The sequence below is a fragment of the Mesorhizobium sp. LNJC391B00 genome, assembly GCF_000502535.1.
Classification (GTDB): Bacteria; Pseudomonadota; Alphaproteobacteria; order Rhizobiales; family Rhizobiaceae; genus Mesorhizobium.
Window position 1 is genome coordinate 421,685 of record NZ_AYWI01000003.1, and the last position, 19,234, is coordinate 440,918.

Here is a 19,234-nt window from a genome sequence, read left to right on the forward strand (position 1 = left end):
TCATTCCATGCAAGCCAAGCGCAACGGCGACATATCGTTCTGGTATGCGGATCTGGGGGCGGTTCCCGTTCCGCGCCCGCCCTTGCCTGGAAACATCGAGGCCGATGTCGCCATTGTCGGCGCCGGCTATACCGGCCTGTGGACCGCCTACTATCTGAAAAAGGCGAAGCCATCGCTGCGCGTCGTGATCGTCGAGCGCGAATTTGCCGGCTTCGGCGCTTCGGGGCGCAATGGCGGCTGGCTGTCGGGCGGCTTCAGCTGGTCGCGCGAAAAATATCTCAAGACATCGAGCCGGCAAGGCGTGATGGCGATGCAGGCTGCGATGGCAGGCTGCGTTGACGAAGTGATCCGCGTCGCGACCGAGGAAGGCATCGACGCCGACATTCGCCGCGTCGACAATCTGATGGTGGCCACCAACGCAGCGCAGTTGGAGCGCGTGCGCGAAGAATGCGAGACGATCCGTTCCTGGGATGTCGACCCGAACCGCGTCGAGATGCTGGACGCCGCCTCAACGCGCACGCGCATCAACATCCGTAACGTCATGGGCGGCTTCGTCGTCCATGGCCAGGCGCGGGTGCAGCCGGCCAAGCTGGTGCGTGGGCTTGCCGATGCCGTCGAGCGGCTGGGCGTGCCGATCTATGAGAAGACTACGGTGACAAGCATCGCCAAGGGCAGCGTGACGACAGACCACGGTACGGTGCAGGCGGAGACGATCATCCGCGCGACCGAGGGTTTTACATCAGGCATCCCCGGCGAGGAGCGGACCTGGCTGGCGCTCAACAGCGCGCAGATCGTGACTGAGCCGCTGCCTGCCGACCTGTGGCGCGACATCGGTTGGGAAGGGCACGAACTGCTCGGCAATGCGGCGCATGCCTATTGCTATGCCCAGCGCACGCGTGAGGGACGCATCACGATGGGCGGACGCGGCGTGCCTTATCGCTACGGCTCGCGCACCGACGTCAACGGCCAGACGCAGCAGGCCACGATCGACCAGCTGCACACGATCCTGACGACGCTCTTGCCGCAGACCAAGGGATGCCGCATCGATCACGCCTGGTGCGGCGTGCTCGGCGTGCCGCGCGACTGGTGCACCACGGTCGGCCTCGACCCCGCGACCCGCATCGGCTGGGCCGGCGGCTATGTCGGCCTCGGCGTGTCCAGCTCCAACCTTTCGGGGCGCACGCTGGCTGACCTTGTTCTCGGGGCAAACACCGAGCTGACGAAGCTGCCCTGGGTCAACCGCAAGGTCAGGCCATGGGAACCGGAGCCCTTCCGCTGGCTGGGCGTGCATTCGATGTACCAGCTTTATCGCATTGCCGATGGCCGCGAGGCGGCAGGGCTTGCGCGCACCTCGAAGCTGGCCGCGTTGGCCGACAGCATCACCGGCCACTAAAGCCATTTGTTCTCACGCAATTCCGGGGCAGACACCTTTCCTGGAATTGCTCTTATCCATGGAGCTAGACTTGATCGATCTTTCGACCTTCCACGATCTCGCCAAGGCCGAGATCGGCGCGTTCTCTCCTAAGCCAACCTCGATTGAAGGGGATCAGGTCGAGGCCGTGCGCTCGTTCTTTCAATCGCCGGACGGAACCGTCGACATCGGCATCTGGGAATGCACGCCCGGCCGCTTCACCGCCGATCGTTCGGACTCGTCGGAGATCTGCCACATCATTTCGGGGCGCGTGGAACTGAGCCGCATCGATGGCGAGGTGCGGGAACTCGGTCCGGGCGATCTCCTCGTCCTGCCGCAGGGCTGGAAGGGCGAGTGGCTGATACGCGAGACCACGCGCAAGCTCTACATGATCCAGAGCGCCGGCTGACCGGCGCTACGGCTATGGCGAGCTCAGTGATCGATCGGCCCCTTCGGCGAGACCAGCGCGGTGCCGGCGGTCGTCGGGCGCTCGATCAGGCGGCGCACGCGCGGCGGTTCGTCGCCGCTGTGCAGCGCCCGCACCCGCTCGCCGACGACGGCGTCGGCATGGGTGGCGCGCCGGTTGTGGCGGATGTATTCCAGCCAGGTCGGCGTGTGGTAGTGTTCGATCCAGACTGCGGGATTTTCTAGGTCCCGAGCCAGCGTCCAGTTGCGGGCGCCGTCGCGGCGGCGGATGCGCCCGCGCTCGGCCATGGTGGCGAGGAATTCGGGCACATCTTCGTCGCGGATAATGTACTCTATCATGATGGCGATGGGGCCGCTGCGCGGCTTCAGGTCGAGGCCGAGATGCGGCTCCTTGAAGCGGTTGAGCGGGTCGAGGTTGAGAGTCGTCTGCTGCGGCAGCGGCAGGAACAGGCCGATGGCGCCGCCAACAAGCATCGCGATGGCCGCCGCAATCAGCGCGGTTTCGGCGCCATGCACATCGGCAACGACGCCCCAGATCCAGCTGCCCAGCGCAATGCCGCCGAAGGTCGCCGTCTGGTAGACCGACAGCACCCGGCCGACGACCCAGCGCGGCGTCGACATCTGCACCGTGACGTTGAAATGCGACAGCGCGATCACCCAGCAGGCGCCGCCGATGAGCAAACCCGCCGCAGTATGCCAGGCATTGAGGCTGATGGCGGCATTGAAGGCGCAGACGGCAAAGCCGGCGAAGGCCATCCGCACCATCGTTTCGCTGGATAGCAATTGTCTGAGACGCACGCTTATCAGCGCGCCGCCGACGGCGCCGATGCCGAAGGCGCCGAGCATGATGCCGTAGGTCAAGGCATCGCCCTTGACGACGTCGCGCGCCACCAGCGGCAGCAGCGCCAAAACCGCGCCGGCGCTGAAGCCGAAGGCGGAGCCCCTGACCAGCACCTTGCCGATGTTGGGCGACATGGCGACATAGCGCAGGCCGGCGCCCATGGCGGCGCCCAGCGTCTCGCGCGGTAGCGTCGAGACCGGCAGCTCCGGCTTCCAGCGGAATAGCACGATGATGAGACCTATATAGCTCAGCGCATTCGCGGCGAACGCAGCAGCCGCACCAGCGGCGGCAACGATGATGCCGCCGATCGCCGGGCCGACGCTGCGTGTCAGGTTGAAGCCCAGTGAATTGAGTGCAACCGCGGCCGGCAGCTTGTTGCGCGGCACCATGTCGCCGACCGATGCCTGCCAGGACGGGTTGTTGAGCGCCGTGCCGCAGTCGATCAGGAAGGTGAAGGCAAGCAGCGTCCACGGCGTCATCCAGCCGTTCCAGGTGAACAGCGTTAGAAGTGCAGAGACGACCAGCATGAAGATTTGGGCGATCAGCATCACCTTGCGCCGGTTGAAGCTGTCGGCGATGGCGCCGGCGACGAGTGCAAACAGCATGATCGGCAGAGTGGCCGAGGCCTGGACCAGCGCCACCTGATAGGGCGACGTGGCGATGGTGGTCATCATCCAGGCGGCGCCGACGCCCTGGATCAGGCCACCGAAATTCGACACCAGGCTGGCCGACCAGACGGCGCGGAAGATGCCGTGCCGGAACGGCGCCAGCGCCGAGACGCGTTCGCTGTCCGGCTCGTCATCGATCATTGGACCTGTCCCACCTTCACGTGCTGGTTTCGTCCGCCGGGACGACAATCATGGCATCCGTTTGAAATAGAGCACGACATCCAAAAGGGCGAACGCGTCTTCGAAAAAGATCATGGTCCAACAACAGGATAGCAAGGCGAAAATACGTCAGCCGGGAAGGGTCCGCTACCCAGAGCGATGTTCTCATTGGTCCACTGCGCGGGGCTGTCGGCCGCGCGCGAAGTCAGCTTCTGTCCCGGGCAGCGGCATGCAAGGCTTCGGCCAGCGTGCTTGGCGTCTCGCCGCCGGCGTGAAGGCGCAGGAAAAGCTCCATGCCGACAAGCCGCAGCCTGGACGGTTGCTCGCGCCGCGCGAGCTGGACCATGTCCTCCACATTCGCGGCGGGCCATTTCATGGCATCGCGCAGGAAACCGCCGCGCAGCAAAGTCTCCGTGCCGGCAGAGAATTGCGACGACATTTCGAAGCCGATCTTGCGCGCCTGGACGTTCTGGCGCGGAATGTGCTTTTCAGCGATCTTTCGCAAAAGCCATTTTCCTGTTTTGTCGCGGTATTTCTGCCGCCTCGGCAAATGGATGGCGAAGTCGATCAGCCGGTTTTCCAGGAACGGGACCCGCAGTTCCACGGACGCCGCCATGCTCAGCCGGTCGTGCCGGTGCAGTATGTCCTGCAGATGCGAATAGAGGTCGTAGAGGCAACTACCGAGAAAGGCGCGATCCGCGGGCGGCGTCACCGGCTCCAGCCGGTCGAAGATCTCGGTTTGCAGGAAATTCAGCTCCGGCGACAAAGCACGCAGGACCATGCTGCGATCCATTTGTGAGTGGCTTCCAGCCGAGACCTTGTAGGGGGCATGACGCTGTTGCTCGAATCTCCGGTCGAGCGAGCGCTTCGAATGGACCAGGCGCCGGGGCCACGACCAGGAACGCCACTTCTTCATGCTCAAGGCCTGCAATGGGTAGCCGCCAAACAATTCGTCTGCGCCTTCGCCGGTGAGCAGCACCTTGACGCCATCGGCCCGGCATTGTTCGGCAAGCGCCAGCAGCGCGACATGGCTGGCGTGCCAGCCATCGCTTTCAAGATGCCAGATTACCCTTGGCCAAAGTTCGAAAAACCGGTTCCTGTCGACCTGCACCCGGCGCAAGGGCACGCCGACATGGCGGCCGGTGCGTTCGGCGTCTTCGGCCTCGCTGTTGCCGAGCTGCGGGTCGACGACATAACCGTGGACTTCCGGCCTGAACCGCCTTGCCAGCGCCGTTATCAGGCCGGAATCGACACCGCTGCTGCAGGCGGTGGCAACGCTGGTATCGGCGATGCAGTGAAGTCCGACGCTGTCCTTGAGCAACGCCTCGAGCGTCGCCATGTGTTCAGCATCAGCGGATGCATCGCCGGTAATGCGCGCGGTCTCCAGCACGTCCAGCACATGCCAGAAGCGGCGCTTCTCGATAACGCCATCGGTGATCTTCCACAGGCCGGCGGGCGGCAGGCGCTCGATGCGGTCGAACAGGCTGTAGCTGGAATCGCGGCTCTGCCAGGCAAGCCGCAAGGTGATCTCGCGGCTGTCGATGTCGCGCGGAAAACCGTCGCAGGCGAGGATCGCCTTGTCCTCCGAGGCGAACAGGATTCGCTCCGGCGTGTCGGCCACCGACATCGGCTTGATTCCAAGACGGTCACGCGCAAGCCACAGCGCACTGCTGCGAGCGTCGAAATAGGCGAAGGAAAACATCCCGTCGAACAGCGGCACGGCTTTTTCGGGACCCCAGTGATGCAAGGCTTCGAGAACCACTTCGGCATCGCAGATGGTTCGAAAGACGACGCCTTGCGCCTGCAGCGTTTCGCGCAACGAGCGGTAATTGTAGACCTCGCCATTGTAGACGAGAACGCCATCGCCGGAAGAAGTCAGCATCGGCTCACGGGCGGCGGGCGAGGGATCGATGATGGTCAGTCGGCGGTGACCGAGGGCCAGCCGATTGTTGTGCCAGCTGTCATGATCGTCGGGGCCGCGATGTACCAGCGCCTGCATCATGCTGGCGACATCCGACAGGTCGTTGGCGTCGATCGGGTTTCGTTTGCGCCAGACGCCGGCTATTCCGCACATGGCCTGCCGGTGAGTTCTGCCTGAGTCATGGCCTGCAATCTAGCCGGAACACAGCCGCCTGCAAGCGCTGCCTAGAACCCGTTTTCAATGCGCTCGAAGATGACGTTGGTGAAGGCCGAGATCTGGCTGCCGATGAACGGACCGGTCAGCGCCACGACCAGCATGATGGCGACGATCTTGGGCACGAAGGTCAGGGTGATTTCCTGGATCTGGGTCAGGGCCTGGATCAGGGCAATGCCGATGCCGACCACCATGGCGACCAGCACCACCGGCGCGGAAGCAACAAGCACCGTCCATACCGCGTACTGGACGATGTCTAGGGCGTCGGCCTCGTTCATGTGAGCGCGCCTCTATGGAACTGTCTAGCTGGCCGGCTTTATCGAAACGCCCGCGCCGACCGGCACTTCGGTGCCGTTCTGCAGCACGGCGATCACGCCGTTGCTTGCAAGCTTGACCGAGGCCACGACGCCGGTCGTCTTGCCGTCGGCCGAGGTGATCGAGCGGCCGATCAAGGCATCGGCCTGCGACAGCGCCGAGGACTGCATGATCTGGTCGAGCTTGGTGTTGGTCTGCACCGATTGCTCTACCTGCGAGAAGGTGGCGAGCTGGGCGACATACTGTGTCGAATCCATCGGTTTCGTCGGATCCTGGTTCTTCATCTCGGCGATCAACAGCTTCAGGAACGACTGGTAGTCGACCGCTGTCTTCGACGTCTGCTGGGTGCCCTGGTTGGCGCCCGTGGGGATCGTCGTCGTCATGTCCACATTCATCAGTATTGTGCTCCCACGGCCAGCGGGCGCTTCGCACCCAGAACATCGTCATTGCCGCCAAGTGCGCGACGTTCGAGCGGATAAAGCGCGCGGATAGCCTTCAGCGCTTCATAGATATGGTCTTCGCCGACCATGCGGTCGATCTGCTTCAGCGCGCCACTGATCTGCTCATCCTCGAAGCTTGCCAAAAGCAAGGGCAGCGAGCGGCGGAACATGGCGCGCGCCTCGATGGCGCCGGCCGGGTTCATCAGCATCACCTGCAGGATGAAATAGAGCTGCTTGAGCGGCGTCGAGGCATCGTCGGCCTGGATGACATGGTTCTCGAGCAGGAACTGTACGTCGTTCATTAGCTCGACGGTGACCTTGCGGTCGACGCGGATGACGGCGCCGTTGATGTAGATCTTCTCGTTCGGCTTCAGCGATATCTTCAGCGTGTTGGTCATTGAATGCCGTCCCGAATGATCTGGGACACTTCGATCAGCCCTTCGAAATTGTCGGTGCGGCCCTGGCGGATGTCCTCGGCCTCGCGCAGCAGCCACAGGCCGATGGAGATGAGGTTGGCGCGCAGTTCCTTGGGCAGGACATTGTCGCTGGAACCGAGATCCTCGACGAAGGTGGTCCAGACCCGGTTGGTGAAGTGCAGCGCTTCGACCGCCTCCATCGAGGTGTGGCCGACCGCCGCCGCCGCCGCCAGCATTTCGATCGAGCGGGTCAAAAGCTGCCGCTCGCGATCTTTCGCATCGGCAACGGAGTCGGTCTGGATGTCGGCGTAGGAGAATTGGTACATCGTTTGGCTCTACCGTTGCGGTTGAGATTGTCAGGTCAGGTAGTTCAGCAGGCTCATCTGCTGCAGGCGCGCGGTCAGCGCGAAGGACGTCTCGATATGCTGCGTCAGATCCGCGACGCGGGTGGCGGCCTCGGCCGGATCGACGCCCTCCAGATCGAGGATATGGCGCTCGAACAGGTCGACCTGCGTCTTCATGCGGTCGCTCGCGTCGGAAACACGCTTCTCGGCAAGGCCGGTCTCGGCCTGCAACTGGCCGAGTCCGCCCAGCGCCTCGCCGACCATCGCCTGGGCGCGACCGACGACGGTGGTCTTCGCCGCCTGGCTGATGTTGCCGGAGAGCAGGCCGGTGACCAGGGCGGAAGCCATGGCGAGCTTGCGGATGCTGTCTTCATTGGCGCTGGCCGAGGTCTGGGTGGTTTCGCCCAGCGAAATGCGGCTGACGATCTGCTGGTCGGTGGCGTTCGACCAGTTGGCCTGCCAGCCGGCGCCCATGAACTGCGGCACGACATTGCTGGTGATGAAGCCGTCCATCTGGGCGGCGGTGATGTTGGCGGCGAGCGGATCGGTCTGCGTGAAGCCGAAATACGACGAGAAGGAAGCGTCGAACGCCGCCTTGGCCGGCGAGCCGGCGGCGGTGAAATCGTCGATCGGCTTGACGTCGGTGTTGGTGCCGGCAAACAGATATTCGCCGTTGACGCTGGCATTGAGGATAGAGGTCATCTGCTGCACGGCGGCCTTGCCGGCTTGCTGCGTGATGGTGCTCGAGGAATTGCCGGCGGCGGTCAGTGCGGTCAGCAAATTCTGCGCAGTGTCGGAAAGCTGGCCAAGCGCAGCCTGCGTCGAGGACAGCCGAGCGGTGACCAGCGAATTGGAATCGATGATGACGTTCAACCGGTCGAGGTCGCGCGAGAAGGTGACCGCCTGCGAGGTGCGCGCGCCGAGCGCCAGACCGACATCGGCGACGGTGCCGGTCGTCGATTCCTTAGTGGCTTTGACCAGTTCGCCCTGCATGCGCATCTGCTGATAGCGCGCGGCGTTGGAGAGAGCGGCTGAGGAGACGGATGTGGCTTTCATGGCTTATCCCACGGCATCGAGCAGGGCCGACAGCATGTCGTCGACGGTTTTCATCATGCGCGCCGAGGCCTGATAGGTGTGTTCGAGGTCGAGCAGCAGCGACATCTCCTGGTCGACATTGACGCCGGTGTCGTTGGACAGCGCCTCGGCAGTGCGCGATGCCAGCGCTTCCTTGGCGTCGGCGTTGCTCGAGGCCTGCTGGCGCTGGCCTTCGAACCAGCCAATGGCATTGGCGGCGTAGTCGGACACGCTGGACGTGACGGTGATGCCGGCCGCAGCGTCGAAAGGCATCGGCTTGTCGAGCTTGTCGCCATAGCCGATCAAGAGCTGCGAATAGGAGGCGTTGCCGGCAGTGTTGGCGATATAGGCCGCACCATTGGCGCCGCCGTCGCGCAGCAGCACCGGATTGCCGCCGACGCTCGAGTCCATTGCGGCGTTGACCTTGATCGAGCCGGCAAGCCCGTCGATCAGCGTGCCGGCGGCCGGAATGGCGGGCGCACCCGACCAGGTGAACAGGCCGGTTCGGTCGGGCTGCGAAGGTGCTGTTTCGGCAAAGGCGGTGATGAGGCCGCGCGCCACTTCGTCGAGCTGGCTCTGCATCGTCGCCGCGACGCCGTCGCGCAAGGTGATGAGCCCGGCGAGCTTGCCGTCGGCGCTGGTGTTGCCGCCAGCCCCGGCGCTGACCGGCACATTGTCGATGTAGATGGTGTTGCCTGGTGTGCCGGCCGTGTAGCCCGCCGACGGGGTGAAACTTACCGAGCGCGGAATGGTCTCGAACAGTGTCGTGCCATCCTTGGTGGTGATGACCATGTCGTTGTCGCCACGCGTGAAGGTCGACACCGGCACATAGTCCGCGATCTTCTTCAGCAAAGCGTCGCGCTGGTCGAGCGCGTCGGATGCGTCGGTACCCGAACGGGTTGCGGAGATGACCGCCTTGTTGGCGTCCTGGAACTGACTAAGCAGCGAGTTGAGATCGTTAACCGCCGTAGATATCTCGCCATCGGCCTGGGTGCGGAAATCCTGGATCGCGTTGGTGCCGTCGTTCAGCGAGCGCACCACTTGCTGGGCCGCATCGATGACGCTGGAACCGAGACTCTGGTTCGATGGCGTGGCGGCGTAAAGCTGCAGCGCGTTCTGCAGCTTGCCGATCGCGGTCGAGGCAGAGGAGGCGTTGTCGACGCCGTTGACTGCAACGGCGAGGCGGTCAATGCCGCTGTAGAGCGTGCTCTGGCCGCTCCAGGCCGATTGCGCGCTAAGGTTCTGGCGAAACAGCAGGGCGTTGGTGGCGCGCTGGATCTCGACCGAGCGCGCCCCGGGCGCGCTGCTGACGACGACCGCCGTGCGGCGGGCATAGTCGGGGTTGCTGGCGTCGGCAATGTTGCGGGAAAGGACGCTGGTCTGCTTCGATGTGGTCTGAAGCGACTGTTGGGCTATGGTCAATGCGGAAGTCAGCGACATGCGGGTCTTTCACGAGGCCAGTGGGGAGGGGATGACGTCTCTGCCCTGTCGGCGGCGTCGGCGCTCGGAAACCTGCAATCCCGGACCACCCCGGCCGGTTTGCCGGTGTGGCCTCGAATTCGAAATCCGCGCACCGCGCTGCTCTGGTTTGGGTTCATTCCCCTAGCGCCCGTCGTTTATCTCTTCAGGTTGACAAGGACATCCATGAGGTCGGAACCGGTCTGGAACACTTTCGAGTTAGCGGTGTAGCTGCGTTGCGCCGCGATCATGTTGGTCAATTCCTCGGCGATATCGACGTTGGAATTTTCCAACGCGCCGGAGATGATGCTGCCGAGCTTGCCTTCGTTGGCGAAGCCGATGCGCACGGTGCCGGAGTCGGTGGACTGCGCATAGACATTGCCAGGCAGTGCGGTGAGGTTGTCGGCGCTCTGGACGTCGGCCAGTGGGATCTTGAACAGCGGCTTGGTCGAGCCGTCCTGATACTGGGCGTAAATGACTCCGTCCTCGCCGATCTGGATCTTTTCGATCGTGCTGGGCGCGTTGCCGTTGACCTTGGCTTCGGAGACTGTGAAGCCGGTGCCGAGCTGAGTCAGCTTGGACAAATCGAGGTCGAGCGACGCACCGCCCGGTACGGGGATCGTTATGCTGTCGACCGCGCCGGTTAGCTTGCCGGTGGTGGTGTCGAAGGTCAGGTTGGCCGTGGCCAGCGCGCCGCCCGTATAGGGGAAGGATGTGCCCGGCGTCGCCTGGGACTGGTCGAACACAGAGACCGACCAGGCGCCGGTGCCGGTGTTGGTGAAATAGACGTCGAGCAGCTTCTTGTTGCCGAGATTGTCGTAGGTGACCATCGAGGACTTCGACGTGTATTCGGCGGTCGGGCTGTTGGTGGAAGGCAGCGGACCGGCGGGCGGCGTGGCGCCAGCCGGCAGATTGGCGTTGAAATTGCCTGTGGTGCTGGGCGTCGCCGTCATTTCCTGGTCGGAGATCTGGACCGGAACCAGCCCTTCGAAGCCGTTGGCGGTGGCTGCCGGCGTGCCGTTGGCGTAGCTGTATGCCATCAACTGGTAGCCGGCGGCGTTGACCAGCCTGCCCTGAGCGTCGGGAACGAATGCGCCGGCGCGGGTGAGGAAAGGCGTTCCGCTGGGGTCCTGGACGACGAAGAAACCGTTGCCGTTGACCGCAAGGTCGGAAACCGAGGTCGTGTACTGCAGCACGCCCTGGGCGCTGATGGCCGAGCGGATGGTGGTGTTGACGCCGCCGGAATTATAGGCGCCGCCGACCTGCGGCATGATCAGCGTCGAAAACTCGGCCGAGGATCGCTTGTAGCCGGTGGTGTCGGAATTGGCGATGTTGTCGGCTGTCGCCGACAGGCGGTTGGCCTGGGCGTTCATGCCGGAAACGCCGGTCCGCATCATTCCGTAAAGGCTCATCGAAACGTCTCCTCAATGCCCAAGATCGTTGGGCCTATGTCTGTGGTCGCGAGGATATAATTTTTGTCTTGCGCGAGGCTGGCGCAGACCGGCATCAGAACACCAGCCGGTAGCCGAGGAAGCGCTTGGAATCTATCGGGTCCTGACCAAGCTTTTCGCGCAGTTTCTTGCGCAATTTGGAGATGTGGCTCTCGACGACGTTCTCCTCGACCTCTTCGTCGAAGATGCCGTAGATGGCGTTGAAGACCTGGGTCTTGGTGACGCGGCGTCCGCGGTTGCTCGCCAGATATTCGAGGATGCGGCGTTCGCGGCGCGGCAGAGGCAGCGGCTGGCCATCGATCTCGGGATCGCGGCCATCCATGAAGATGCGCATGGCGCCGATCTCGGTGTAGCTGACGTCCTCATGGGCGCGGCGGCGGATGGCGGTGATGCGGGCCAGGATCTCCCGGATGTGGACCGGCTTGCGGATGACGTCGTCGACACCGCTCTCGAACAGCCGCAGCGTATTCTCGAGCGAGTGCTGTTCGCTCAGCGCAATGACCGGAGCGCCGGTGCGGTCGCGGATCTGGCGTGGCGAGATGGCGCCTTCGCGGCAGTCGCCGATGAGGAAGGCTCGGACCGATCGCAAATCCGTGTCGGCGGCCGATGTCACCCACTCGCCGAATTCACCGGACGCGAAGCCTGCACAGGCGACGCCCTCACGATCGAAAAGTGAATTATAGCCTTCAGTTACGAGCTCACGCTCGTCAACGATTACAATCATCGGTCCCGCCTCCGAATCAGATCATCTGCCCCGTGGGAAGAGCCGTAACCGGTGCCGGGAATCCTGAACAACCATCATTTCTTGCAGCTATTTTCTTGGGAGTTATTTCGAGTTTCGAAATAACCGCAATCAGGAGGTTGTATCGTTGGTTGCCGAACGGGTGACGTAGCACGTCACCCGCCGGGCGTGGATTTGCAGCCGTTCGCAAGAGCTGATTCACCTAAGGATTGCAAAAGTTGCGGGCATTCGGGGTCCATTTGCCGAAGCCGGTGGCGACCATATTGGCGATGACGCGGCAGACATAGAATTTCTGCGCGGGATCATTGTCGGGGCCGGCGTGGTAGCGGGCGACGGCCATCGACCAGCTGACATGATGCGCATGCAGGCTGGCCAGGAAGCGTGCGGCATAGTCGACATTCTGGCGCGGGTCGAGCATGTCGTCGACGCTGCGGAAATGCGCGGCGTGATAGTGATGGTTGATCTGCATGCAGCCGAGATCGATGAGTGTCTTGCCCTCGCGCCGGGCTGCTTCGAAGGTGGCCAGGGCCTCGGTTCGGTTCCTTGGAAATACCGCTTTCCCCTCTATATTCAACGCGTTAGGTTGCAAGCTACCCTTCTTGCCGGTCTCGGTCAGCCCGACCGCATAGAGGATGCCGGCGGGCACGCCATAGCGGTCGGCGGCACGCAAAATCTCGGGCTCGCAAGGGTTGGTGGCGGCGGTGGCCGGCTTGGTGGCGAGGCTAGATAAACATATCGTCGCCAGCGCGCTCGCGAGCAGGCGCGCCAGCGCGGCCGAATTCCTGGGCATCGTCATTGCGGTTTCTTCCCGACTGCTGGCCGTCCGAACCCGTATTGTTGCCGCTCGAGTTTCCGGGCTGAAAAGCGGACTGGTCGCGGCCTTGCGGCATTGGATGCGAGTTCGCTGCATCGCTGCGGGCCGCTGCGTGGATCACTATCGAGGGTTGCAGGATGGTGACCTTGTCGACATCGAAGCCGAGCCCGCGCAACGACTTCACGATGGCGTCGCTATCGGTGGCGAGACGGCGGTAAGCCTCATGGGTTTCGGGCTTCAATTCTATCGAAAGTTGTTCTCCGGAAAGCCTGAGACTGGCGGTGACCATGCCGAGCTCTGCCGGGTGAAGCTCGATCTTCAATATATGTGTCGGAACGGCAACAGAACCGGCCGTCTGGGCGCTCGTCGACGGCGTCGAAACCGCTTGCCGCAGTCCGTTGTCCGAAGCCAGCACGTCGATAAGCGCCGAAGTCGTCTGGTTCATCGGGTTTTGCGCCGGGGCCGGGAAGCTCTGTTCGGCAACAATGTCGACGCGCGCAGCGAATGGCGGCTGTTTTCCCTGTGTGGCCGATGCCGCGGAATGGGCTCCATCGACGGACTTCGCCGACGGCGCGGACCGTTTTGCCTCGGGTGCCGAAACGTCGCTTGCCGTCTGGTCCGCCGGTAGAGGAGGCGTCGGACCATCCTGGTGCGGCAGTTTGCCGGACTGGAGCCCGATCGCGGGCAGCTTTTGCCCCTGATCCTGTGCGGAAACGCTGGTACCGGGCTTGGCCCGTTCCGATCGCGTCGTCGTGTCGAGTCTGTTGTCAATGCCGGACGCTGCGCGGTGTCTCTTCAGAGGCGACGTCTGTGCAGAAATGGCCTCGCCAGCGGGCGCCGGTTGCCCAGTCTGTCCATTCGTCGCGATGCCGTTCCCGCTTGTCCGGACCGTTGAGAAATGCCTGATATCGTGCAGCGCCAGCACCAGTGGCAAATGATCCTGCAGCGATCCTGCATCCGCGTCTCGTCCGGCCACCTCAGCGTCCTTGGATGGTTTGTCCGGGCCACTATCGGCATGTTCTTTTGCGGCCTTGCCGGCAGCGGATTTCGTCCCCGTTTTGCCAGACTGGGTGTGTGGGATTTCGCTTTTGCCGGGACCGGCAGGGCTGCGTTTGGCCCAACGCAGCTCGTGCGACGCGGCCTCAATTGCTCCCTGGCCTATCGGTGTCGGCGCATCGTCGTCGCCGCGCACCATGTCGCCGAAGCTTTTGTCGCCGCCCTTGGCGTTTGAGGCCGACTGCTTCGATCCGGCGTGCGCGGGAGCCGGCAGGGCCTGGCCAACATTGGTGGTCATTTCGGGGCTGCTCCAAGCATCTGGTCGATCAAATCGAGCTGGCGACGCGTCCTCGCCATGGCGGCGTCGGTGGGATCGGTAGGCTCTACTGCGGCGGGGGCCGGCACCGATGCCGGCACGACCGGAGCCGCATCGCTGGCCGGGGCGACTGCAGGCGTTTCCGCCGCCTTTGCCTCTGGCGTGCTTGGTGCCTGCGCGGCCGGTTCACTTGCCGCCTTCAGTCGGTCGGTTGCGGGCTGTTCACTCGACGTTGTGGCGGCTGGCTGTTCCGGCATCGCGCCTTCGACCGGCGGCAGCTCTGGCTCGTCGGGTCTTTCCACGGCCGCGGTCTTGACCGGCTCCTGCCTGGCCGCGGCAGGTGCGGGCTTTTCGGCAGGCAGCGGCGCCGGCGGGGCGATGACTTCACCCGCCACGGCCTGCGCGGCATCGAGCAGGTCGCGGTCGCTTTGCGAAAGCTGGTTGCGATCGATCTTGTCCAGCTTGGCGCGGACCTCGCCGATGGTGCCGGACGTTACCGTGGACAGGCTGGAATAGAGCTGGGCGCGCGGATCGTCCTGATTGTGGATGCCGTCGCGGCCCCGTTCAGCCCTGGCCGAGGCAAAGGCGGAGAGATCGGCAAAGCCGTCGATCGCGGCGCGGCGGGCGATGCGCAGATAGATCACCTTCTCGCGTTCTGGATCCATCATTGCGGTGATGTCGGCGAGCTTGTCCTGGCTGATCGCCATGTGCAGCGTGATGACGCCGGAGACGAAGGCGTCGGCGAACTGGCTGGCATAGGGCGAATAGAGGTAGTCTTCGACGTATTGGGTTGAGGCAAGCGCGAAACGCGCACCGTCGCCTTGCGCGGCGGCGATGCCGACCGAGCGGCGCAGTGCTGCTTCCTCGACCAGCGTGCCGGGGCTGAGCAGGCGAGCATCGTCGAGCAGCGCAAGCGCGCTGACCGGTTGCTCGGTGGCGAGAAGCGAGCCCTTGACCAGCGCCAGAAAGGCACCGACATCGGGGGGCAGGGTCATCGGATCGATCGGCTTCAGCGCCTCGATCGCAGCCGCCTGCCGGCCGTTCAGATAATCGACAATGCCCTTGGCGATGGTCAGGCTTTGCGGGTCGGTCTTGGCGCGCGACACCGCCGCCTCGACGGTGACGGGGTTGCCGCCACTCATGCCATAGACCAGCAAGGCGCGAAAATTCTTCGGGTCGCTGAAATCATCTGCGTCCGCCGCGCGCAGCCTTGTGTCGGCCATTTCGAGCAGCTTGGCCTGCATCGGCAGCGCGGCGTGATCGCCGGCGGCGATGCGGTCCTGCACAAGCTGCAGCGAGCGCACCAGCTGATAGGGCTGCAAGCCGTCCTCGGCGAAGGCCGATGGCGGATGGACAGCGCTCAGCAGCAGCAGCCCGACGGCGCGGCCGATGATGGCGGCGCGCCTCATCCGTCGGTCGCCATCAGGATTTCGATGCGGCGGTTCGCGGCCGCCATCGGGTCGGCTGCAATTTTCGGCTCGCGATCGGCGAAGCCGGCGACCTCGGTGATGCGGCGCTCGTCGACGCCGCCGCGCACCAGCATGTAATAGGCGGAATGGGCGCGCGCCGTGGACAGCCGCCAATTGTCGTAAGTGTCGCTGCGGAACGGCCGCGCGTCGGTGTGGCCGTTGATGCTGATCGTGCCTTTCTGCTCGTTGACGATGCGGCCGATCTTTTCCATCGCCAGCACCAGTTCACGCCTAGGCACCGCCGATCCGATCTCGAACATGCCGAAATCGAACTGGTCCGTGATCGAAATGACGACACCCTTGTCGGTGGCTTCGACGGAGACGCCATTATGCAATTTGTCGCCTGGCTTGAAGGCCTCGGCCAGTTCCTGCTTGACCTGCGCCGCGGCTCTAACAGTGGCGGCCGTCGGCGCTTTTTCCGCGGCTTCGGGTTTGGGTGCGGGTTGTGCTTCGGCGGCTTCGGCCTTTGCAATTTCGGCCTTCGCTGCTTCAGCCTTGGCCTCTGCTTTGGCTTCAGCCTTGGTCAGCGGCTTATCGGAAACGGATTTCGCCAGCGGCTCGAGCGGCGCCGCGGCCACTGGCGGCGCGGCCGGCACGGCCTTCACCTCCGCCACTTGCGTCTGTGCCGCCTTGTCACCCGGCTTCAGGGGATCGCCTTCGATCTTGGTGCGTTCGGCGGTGGCTTCGGCGCCTGGTGCAGCCACCTGCTGCGACCAGAAATCCGGCGCGAACGGGTCGCGGTAGGATTGGCCGCCGGATGCGCCGGTAGCCGGGCCGGACGCCTGCGCGCCGCCATCGCCCTTCTCGCTGACATTTTGCATGACGCCGGTGTCGGTGGCGATTTCCGACAGCACCGCATAGGGATCGGCAAACAGATGCTCGTCGGAAAGATCCGTCTTTGGCGCCGATTCCTTCGATTGCTTCTTGTCGGAAGTACCGGCGCCGCCGACGCCGTCCTGTCCGGCCTTGCTGGTCTTGTCCCGCGGGTCGTCCGCCGTCAGCCCGACCTTGCTCGGGCCATCGCCGAGGTCTTCGAGGCCCTTGCGGCTGGCGTTGCGATCGACCAGCTTGACCGGATTGAAGTAGCTGGCGACGGCTGCCTTGGTCTGCTCGTTGGCGGCGTTGATCAGCCACATGACGAGGAAGAAGCACATCATGGCAGTCATGAAATCGGCAAAGGCGATCTTCCAGACGCCGCCATGGTGGGCGTCGTCGTGGTCGTCGTGGTTGCGCCGCACGATGATGATCTCATGCCTGGCGTCTGCGGCCTCGACAACGCTCATGACGTCCACTCGTTCGTAAGAGGGCCCTCGCTCATGACAGGGCCTCCGACAAGGCGGCCGACCATTCGGCAATGCGGGTTTCGAACACCGCCTCGTCAATGGCGACGGTAAGGTCGAAGCCGGGCGCCTCGACGAAATCGAGATTGGCCGCGCGTGGGCCGAGCGAAGCCTTCAGCGTCTCGAACAATGACAGCGGTCCGCGCACGGCGATGCGCACCGCCTCGCTGTCGCCGACGGCTTCGCGGATCGTGCCGGCAAGGGTTTCCAGCGAACGCTTCTGCAGATCGTCGCTGACAAGGCCGCCAATGATGCGCGCAATGGTGGCGCCGACGAGGTCGCTGACCTTGGCCTCCATGATCTCGATACGGGCAGTGACGACCGCGCCGAGATCGCCGCCGAAACTTTCTAGAAAGGCCTTTGCTTCATCGGCGTTGGCCTGTCTCTGCGCCTCGAGCGCTGCCTGGTGGGCGATGGCAAGGCGGGCTTCAAGGGCGGCTTCGGCATCGATGACCGCTTCGGCGATCAGCGCGCCGATGTCGGCCTGCGGCGCCGACGTCTCCGGCCTTGGCTCGGCCATGGCGGCGAGCGAGGGCTGGCCGGCACGCTGGCTGCGTGCGCCGAAATCCGGCAAAAGGTCGAAAAGCGCTGCCGAGGCCATGGTCTATACCGCTGCTTCCTGGGCCGCCCATTTGCGCAGGATCTGCGCGGTGCGCTCCTCATTGATGTCGACCATGCGGGCAAGCCGCTCCTGCGGCGCCGGCCTGATCTTCTGACGAAGATCGTCGAGTGGAGTCGGGCCTGGGCGGCTGCCGGGCAAGGCAGCCGGCGCCTGTTCGGCGCTGGCGGCTTCGGGTGTCGGCAGTGAACGCTGGACGTCGTCGAAGCTCGGACCGGCAAGTGCCGGCGTCGGCCGCGCGCTCAGCGCGGTGGCCATCGGCCTCAGGCCGAAGAAGGCGACCAGGAACACCACGACGATGAAAGCGCCGGCGTTGATCATCGTACCGGCATGGGTTCCGATCGACGCCATTATGCCCGGCTGTTCGACCGCCTCGCCGTCGAGCCCGTCGATGAACTCGACGGCCGAGACATCGATGATGTCGCCGCGCTTGTCGTCGAAGCCAGTGGCCGAAGCCACCATCTTCTGGATGTCGGCAACGCGCTTGGCGATCTGCTCGGGCGTTGCGTCCTTGCCGAGGATGGTCATCAGCCGCTGCTGATTGACGACGACGGCGATCGACATCTTGGTGACGGAATAGCCGTTCGAGACTGTGGCGATCTTCTTGGAGTTGATCTCGTAATTGGTGATCTCCTCCTTGCGATCATTCTCCGATGACGTCTGCGGACCATCGGTGCTGGTCGCCTGGGTCTCGGGCAGGTTCTGCTCGACGGTGGCCGGGGTCGAGGCCTGCCTCTGATTGCTGTTTTCGTTGGCGCGCACCGACTGCACGGAACGCTCCACGCGTGACTCCGGATCGAAGATCGTCTCTTCGGTCTGGCGGGTGTCGGTGTTGACATCGGCCTTGACGCTGGCGCGGAAATTGTCGGGGCCGAGATAAGGCGTCAGCGCGCGGCGGATGTTGTCGCCGATCTGCGCCTCGACGGTCTGCTCGACGCCGAGCGTGCGGGCAGCACTTGTGTTGGAGGGATCGTCGCCGGCGGCGAGAAGGTTGCCGTTGGAATCGAGCACGGTAACCTTGTCGGCCGACAGGCCCGGCACGGCGGCGGCGACGAGATGGCGGATCGACATGGCGCTCTTTTCGGCGTCGATGCCGGAATAGCGGATGACCACCGAGGCGGAGGGTTGCTGTTCGTCGCGGCGGAAATTGGCGCGCTCGGACATGACGATGTGAACGCGGGCGGCCTTGATGCCGGATATCGACTGGATGGTGCGGGCGATCTCGCCTTCCAGCGCGCGCACGCGGGTGATCTGCTGCATGAAGGAGGTCAGGCCAAGAGAACCGACATTGTCGAACAGTTCGTAGCCGGCATTGGCGCTGGTCGGCAGGCCCTTTTCGGCGAGCAGCATGCGCGCCTGCGCGGTGGTGCCGGCCGGCACCAGCACGGAGGTGCCGTCGGAGCCGACGTCGAAGCCGATGCCGGCTTCGCCGAGCACCAGGCCGATCTGGTTCACGTCGGAGCGATCGAGCCCGACATAGAGCGTCTCATAGGCCGGGCGGTTGAGATAGACCGAGCCGATGCCGATGACGGCCATCACCAATGCGGCAATGCCGGCCAGCATGGCAAGGCGCCTGACGCCAAATGCCCTGAGATTCGAGATGATGCTCTGGATCTGTTGCGGCACGATTCAAGCGCTCCCAGCATGATATTCCGTGGGAACACTAGACCGCGAAGCTTGTGCGAAGATGATAGAGCATGTCGCCCGGAAGTGTGCAGCGGTTCCGGGTCAACGACATGCGTCAAAACACACCCATACAGGAAAGGGCCGCGCTGTTGGCGCGGCCTATTCAAGGAAGAGA

Annotated in this window: 18 protein-coding genes; 2 read left to right on the plus strand and 16 right to left on the minus strand. The window is 64.0% G+C overall.

What is annotated here, in order from left to right; genetic code table 11:
* Positions 1-7 precede the first annotated feature (7 nt).
* Both X750_RS154985 and X750_RS154980 read left to right on the plus strand, forming a co-directional pair.
* The gene (locus X750_RS154985) at positions 8-1,393 is read left to right on the plus strand and encodes an FAD-binding oxidoreductase (RefSeq protein ID WP_023747161.1); all 1,386 of its coding nucleotides are present in this window, start codon (positions 8-10) and stop codon (positions 1,391-1,393) included.
* Positions 1,394-1,451: 58 nt separating this feature from the next.
* Entirely contained in the window at positions 1,452-1,820 is a 369-nt protein-coding gene (locus X750_RS154980; protein ID WP_084013515.1) for a cupin domain-containing protein, read from the plus strand.
* A 23-nt stretch (positions 1,821-1,843) separates the two neighbouring features.
* Here the strand turns inward: X750_RS154980 and X750_RS154975 are convergent, their stop codons facing one another.
* The 16 genes from X750_RS154975 to fliF all read right to left on the minus strand — a co-directional run bounded on the left by X750_RS154975 (position 1,844) and on the right by fliF (position 19,059).
* Positions 1,844-3,487 (minus strand): MFS transporter, encoded by a 1,644-nt coding sequence (locus X750_RS154975; RefSeq protein ID WP_023703981.1) that lies wholly within the window; start codon positions 3,485-3,487, stop codon positions 1,844-1,846.
* A gap of 223 nt (positions 3,488-3,710) precedes the next feature.
* A complete protein-coding gene (gene asnB / locus X750_RS154970) occupies positions 3,711-5,579 on the minus strand; it encodes an asparagine synthase (glutamine-hydrolyzing) (RefSeq protein WP_023703980.1) in 1,869 nt (622 codons plus the stop codon).
* A gap of 71 nt (positions 5,580-5,650) precedes the next feature.
* On the minus strand, positions 5,651-5,917 hold the full coding sequence (fliQ, locus tag X750_RS154965; RefSeq protein WP_023671896.1) for a flagellar biosynthesis protein FliQ: 267 nt from the start codon (positions 5,915-5,917) through the stop codon (positions 5,651-5,653).
* Positions 5,918-5,941: 24 nt separating this feature from the next.
* A complete protein-coding gene (flgD, locus tag X750_RS154960; RefSeq protein ID WP_023671895.1) occupies positions 5,942-6,349 on the minus strand; it encodes a flagellar hook assembly protein FlgD in 408 nt (135 codons plus the stop codon).
* Positions 6,349-6,792, minus strand: coding sequence for a flagellar biosynthesis repressor FlbT (gene flbT / locus X750_RS154955; RefSeq protein WP_023695743.1), 444 nt, complete (start codon positions 6,790-6,792; stop codon positions 6,349-6,351). Before flbT ends, flgD begins: the two co-directional genes overlap by 1 nt.
* Positions 6,789-7,136 carry a flagellar biosynthesis regulator FlaF gene (gene flaF, locus X750_RS154950; protein ID WP_023671893.1) on the minus strand — a complete coding sequence of 116 codons (348 nt, stop codon included), beginning with the start codon at positions 7,134-7,136 and terminating at the stop codon, positions 6,789-6,791. The genes flbT and flaF overlap by 4 nt, the downstream gene beginning before the upstream one ends.
* Positions 7,137-7,166: 30 nt before the next feature.
* The gene (locus tag X750_RS154945) at positions 7,167-8,210 is read right to left on the minus strand and encodes a flagellar hook-associated family protein (protein ID WP_023683291.1); all 1,044 of its coding nucleotides are present in this window, start codon (positions 8,208-8,210) and stop codon (positions 7,167-7,169) included.
* A gap of 3 nt (positions 8,211-8,213) precedes the next feature.
* Positions 8,214-9,668, minus strand: a complete 1,455-nt coding sequence (gene flgK / locus X750_RS154940; RefSeq protein ID WP_023703979.1) for a flagellar hook-associated protein FlgK — start codon at positions 9,666-9,668, stop codon at positions 8,214-8,216.
* Between the two features lie 176 nt (positions 9,669-9,844).
* The gene (locus X750_RS154935) at positions 9,845-11,098 is read right to left on the minus strand and encodes a flagellar hook protein FlgE (RefSeq protein WP_023671890.1); all 1,254 of its coding nucleotides are present in this window, start codon (positions 11,096-11,098) and stop codon (positions 9,845-9,847) included.
* Positions 11,099-11,192: 94 nt separating this feature from the next.
* Positions 11,193-11,861 (minus strand): response regulator transcription factor, encoded by a 669-nt coding sequence (locus X750_RS154930; RefSeq protein ID WP_023683295.1) that lies wholly within the window; start codon positions 11,859-11,861, stop codon positions 11,193-11,195.
* A 220-nt stretch (positions 11,862-12,081) separates the two neighbouring features.
* Positions 12,082-12,675, minus strand: a complete 594-nt coding sequence (locus tag X750_RS154925; protein WP_245271825.1) for a transglycosylase SLT domain-containing protein — start codon at positions 12,673-12,675, stop codon at positions 12,082-12,084.
* Positions 12,602-13,888, minus strand: coding sequence for a flagellar hook-length control protein FliK (locus X750_RS154920; protein ID WP_198020320.1), 1,287 nt, complete (start codon positions 13,886-13,888; stop codon positions 12,602-12,604). Before X750_RS154920 ends, X750_RS154925 begins: the two co-directional genes overlap by 74 nt.
* A 95-nt stretch (positions 13,889-13,983) precedes the next feature.
* Positions 13,984-15,414 (minus strand): chemotaxis protein, encoded by a 1,431-nt coding sequence (locus tag X750_RS154915; RefSeq protein WP_023703976.1) that lies wholly within the window; start codon positions 15,412-15,414, stop codon positions 13,984-13,986.
* Positions 15,411-16,757: a MotB family protein gene (locus X750_RS154910; protein WP_023686352.1), complete on the minus strand. Its 1,347-nt coding sequence runs from the start codon at positions 16,755-16,757 to the stop codon at positions 15,411-15,413. The genes X750_RS154915 and X750_RS154910 overlap by 4 nt, the downstream gene beginning before the upstream one ends.
* Positions 16,758-16,788: 31 nt before the next feature.
* Positions 16,789-17,415 carry a hypothetical protein gene (locus X750_RS154905; protein WP_023686351.1) on the minus strand — a complete coding sequence of 209 codons (627 nt, stop codon included), beginning with the start codon at positions 17,413-17,415 and terminating at the stop codon, positions 16,789-16,791.
* A 3-nt stretch (positions 17,416-17,418) separates the two neighbouring features.
* On the minus strand, positions 17,419-19,059 hold the full coding sequence (gene fliF / locus X750_RS154900) for a flagellar basal-body MS-ring/collar protein FliF (RefSeq protein WP_023686350.1): 1,641 nt from the start codon (positions 19,057-19,059) through the stop codon (positions 17,419-17,421).
* Between the last annotated feature and the right edge of the window lie 175 nt (positions 19,060-19,234).

What these genes read in the sequence shown, in the direction of transcription:
- X750_RS154985 (WP_023747161.1), top strand. Translation starts at nt 8, where the DNA reads ATGCAAGCCAAGCGCAACGGCGACATATCGTTCTGGTATGCGGATCTG.
- X750_RS154980 (WP_084013515.1), top strand. Translation starts at nt 1,452, where the DNA reads ATGGAGCTAGACTTGATCGATCTTTCGACCTTCCACGATCTCGCCAAG.
- X750_RS154975 (WP_023703981.1), bottom strand. Translation starts at nt 3,487, where the DNA reads ATGATCGATGACGAGCCGGACAGCGAACGCGTCTCGGCGCTGGCGCCG.
- asnB (WP_023703980.1), bottom strand. Translation starts at nt 5,579, where the DNA reads ATGTGCGGAATAGCCGGCGTCTGGCGCAAACGAAACCCGATCGACGCC.
- fliQ (WP_023671896.1), bottom strand. Translation starts at nt 5,917, where the DNA reads ATGAACGAGGCCGACGCCCTAGACATCGTCCAGTACGCGGTATGGACG.
- flgD (WP_023671895.1), bottom strand. Translation starts at nt 6,349, where the DNA reads ATGAATGTGGACATGACGACGACGATCCCCACGGGCGCCAACCAGGGC.
- flbT (WP_023695743.1), bottom strand. Translation starts at nt 6,792, where the DNA reads ATGACCAACACGCTGAAGATATCGCTGAAGCCGAACGAGAAGATCTAC.
- flaF (WP_023671893.1), bottom strand. Translation starts at nt 7,136, where the DNA reads ATGTACCAATTCTCCTACGCCGACATCCAGACCGACTCCGTTGCCGAT.
- X750_RS154945 (WP_023683291.1), bottom strand. Translation starts at nt 8,210, where the DNA reads ATGAAAGCCACATCCGTCTCCTCAGCCGCTCTCTCCAACGCCGCGCGC.
- flgK (WP_023703979.1), bottom strand. Translation starts at nt 9,668, where the DNA reads ATGTCGCTGACTTCCGCATTGACCATAGCCCAACAGTCGCTTCAGACC.
- X750_RS154935 (WP_023671890.1), bottom strand. Translation starts at nt 11,098, where the DNA reads ATGAGCCTTTACGGAATGATGCGGACCGGCGTTTCCGGCATGAACGCC.
- X750_RS154930 (WP_023683295.1), bottom strand. Translation starts at nt 11,861, where the DNA reads ATGATTGTAATCGTTGACGAGCGTGAGCTCGTAACTGAAGGCTATAAT.
- X750_RS154925 (WP_245271825.1), bottom strand. Translation starts at nt 12,675, where the DNA reads ATGACGATGCCCAGGAATTCGGCCGCGCTGGCGCGCCTGCTCGCGAGC.
- X750_RS154920 (WP_198020320.1), bottom strand. Translation starts at nt 13,888, where the DNA reads ATGGTGCGCGGCGACGACGATGCGCCGACACCGATAGGCCAGGGAGCA.
- X750_RS154915 (WP_023703976.1), bottom strand. Translation starts at nt 15,414, where the DNA reads ATGAGGCGCGCCGCCATCATCGGCCGCGCCGTCGGGCTGCTGCTGCTG.
- X750_RS154910 (WP_023686352.1), bottom strand. Translation starts at nt 16,757, where the DNA reads ATGAGCGTTGTCGAGGCCGCAGACGCCAGGCATGAGATCATCATCGTG.
- X750_RS154905 (WP_023686351.1), bottom strand. Translation starts at nt 17,415, where the DNA reads ATGGCCTCGGCAGCGCTTTTCGACCTTTTGCCGGATTTCGGCGCACGC.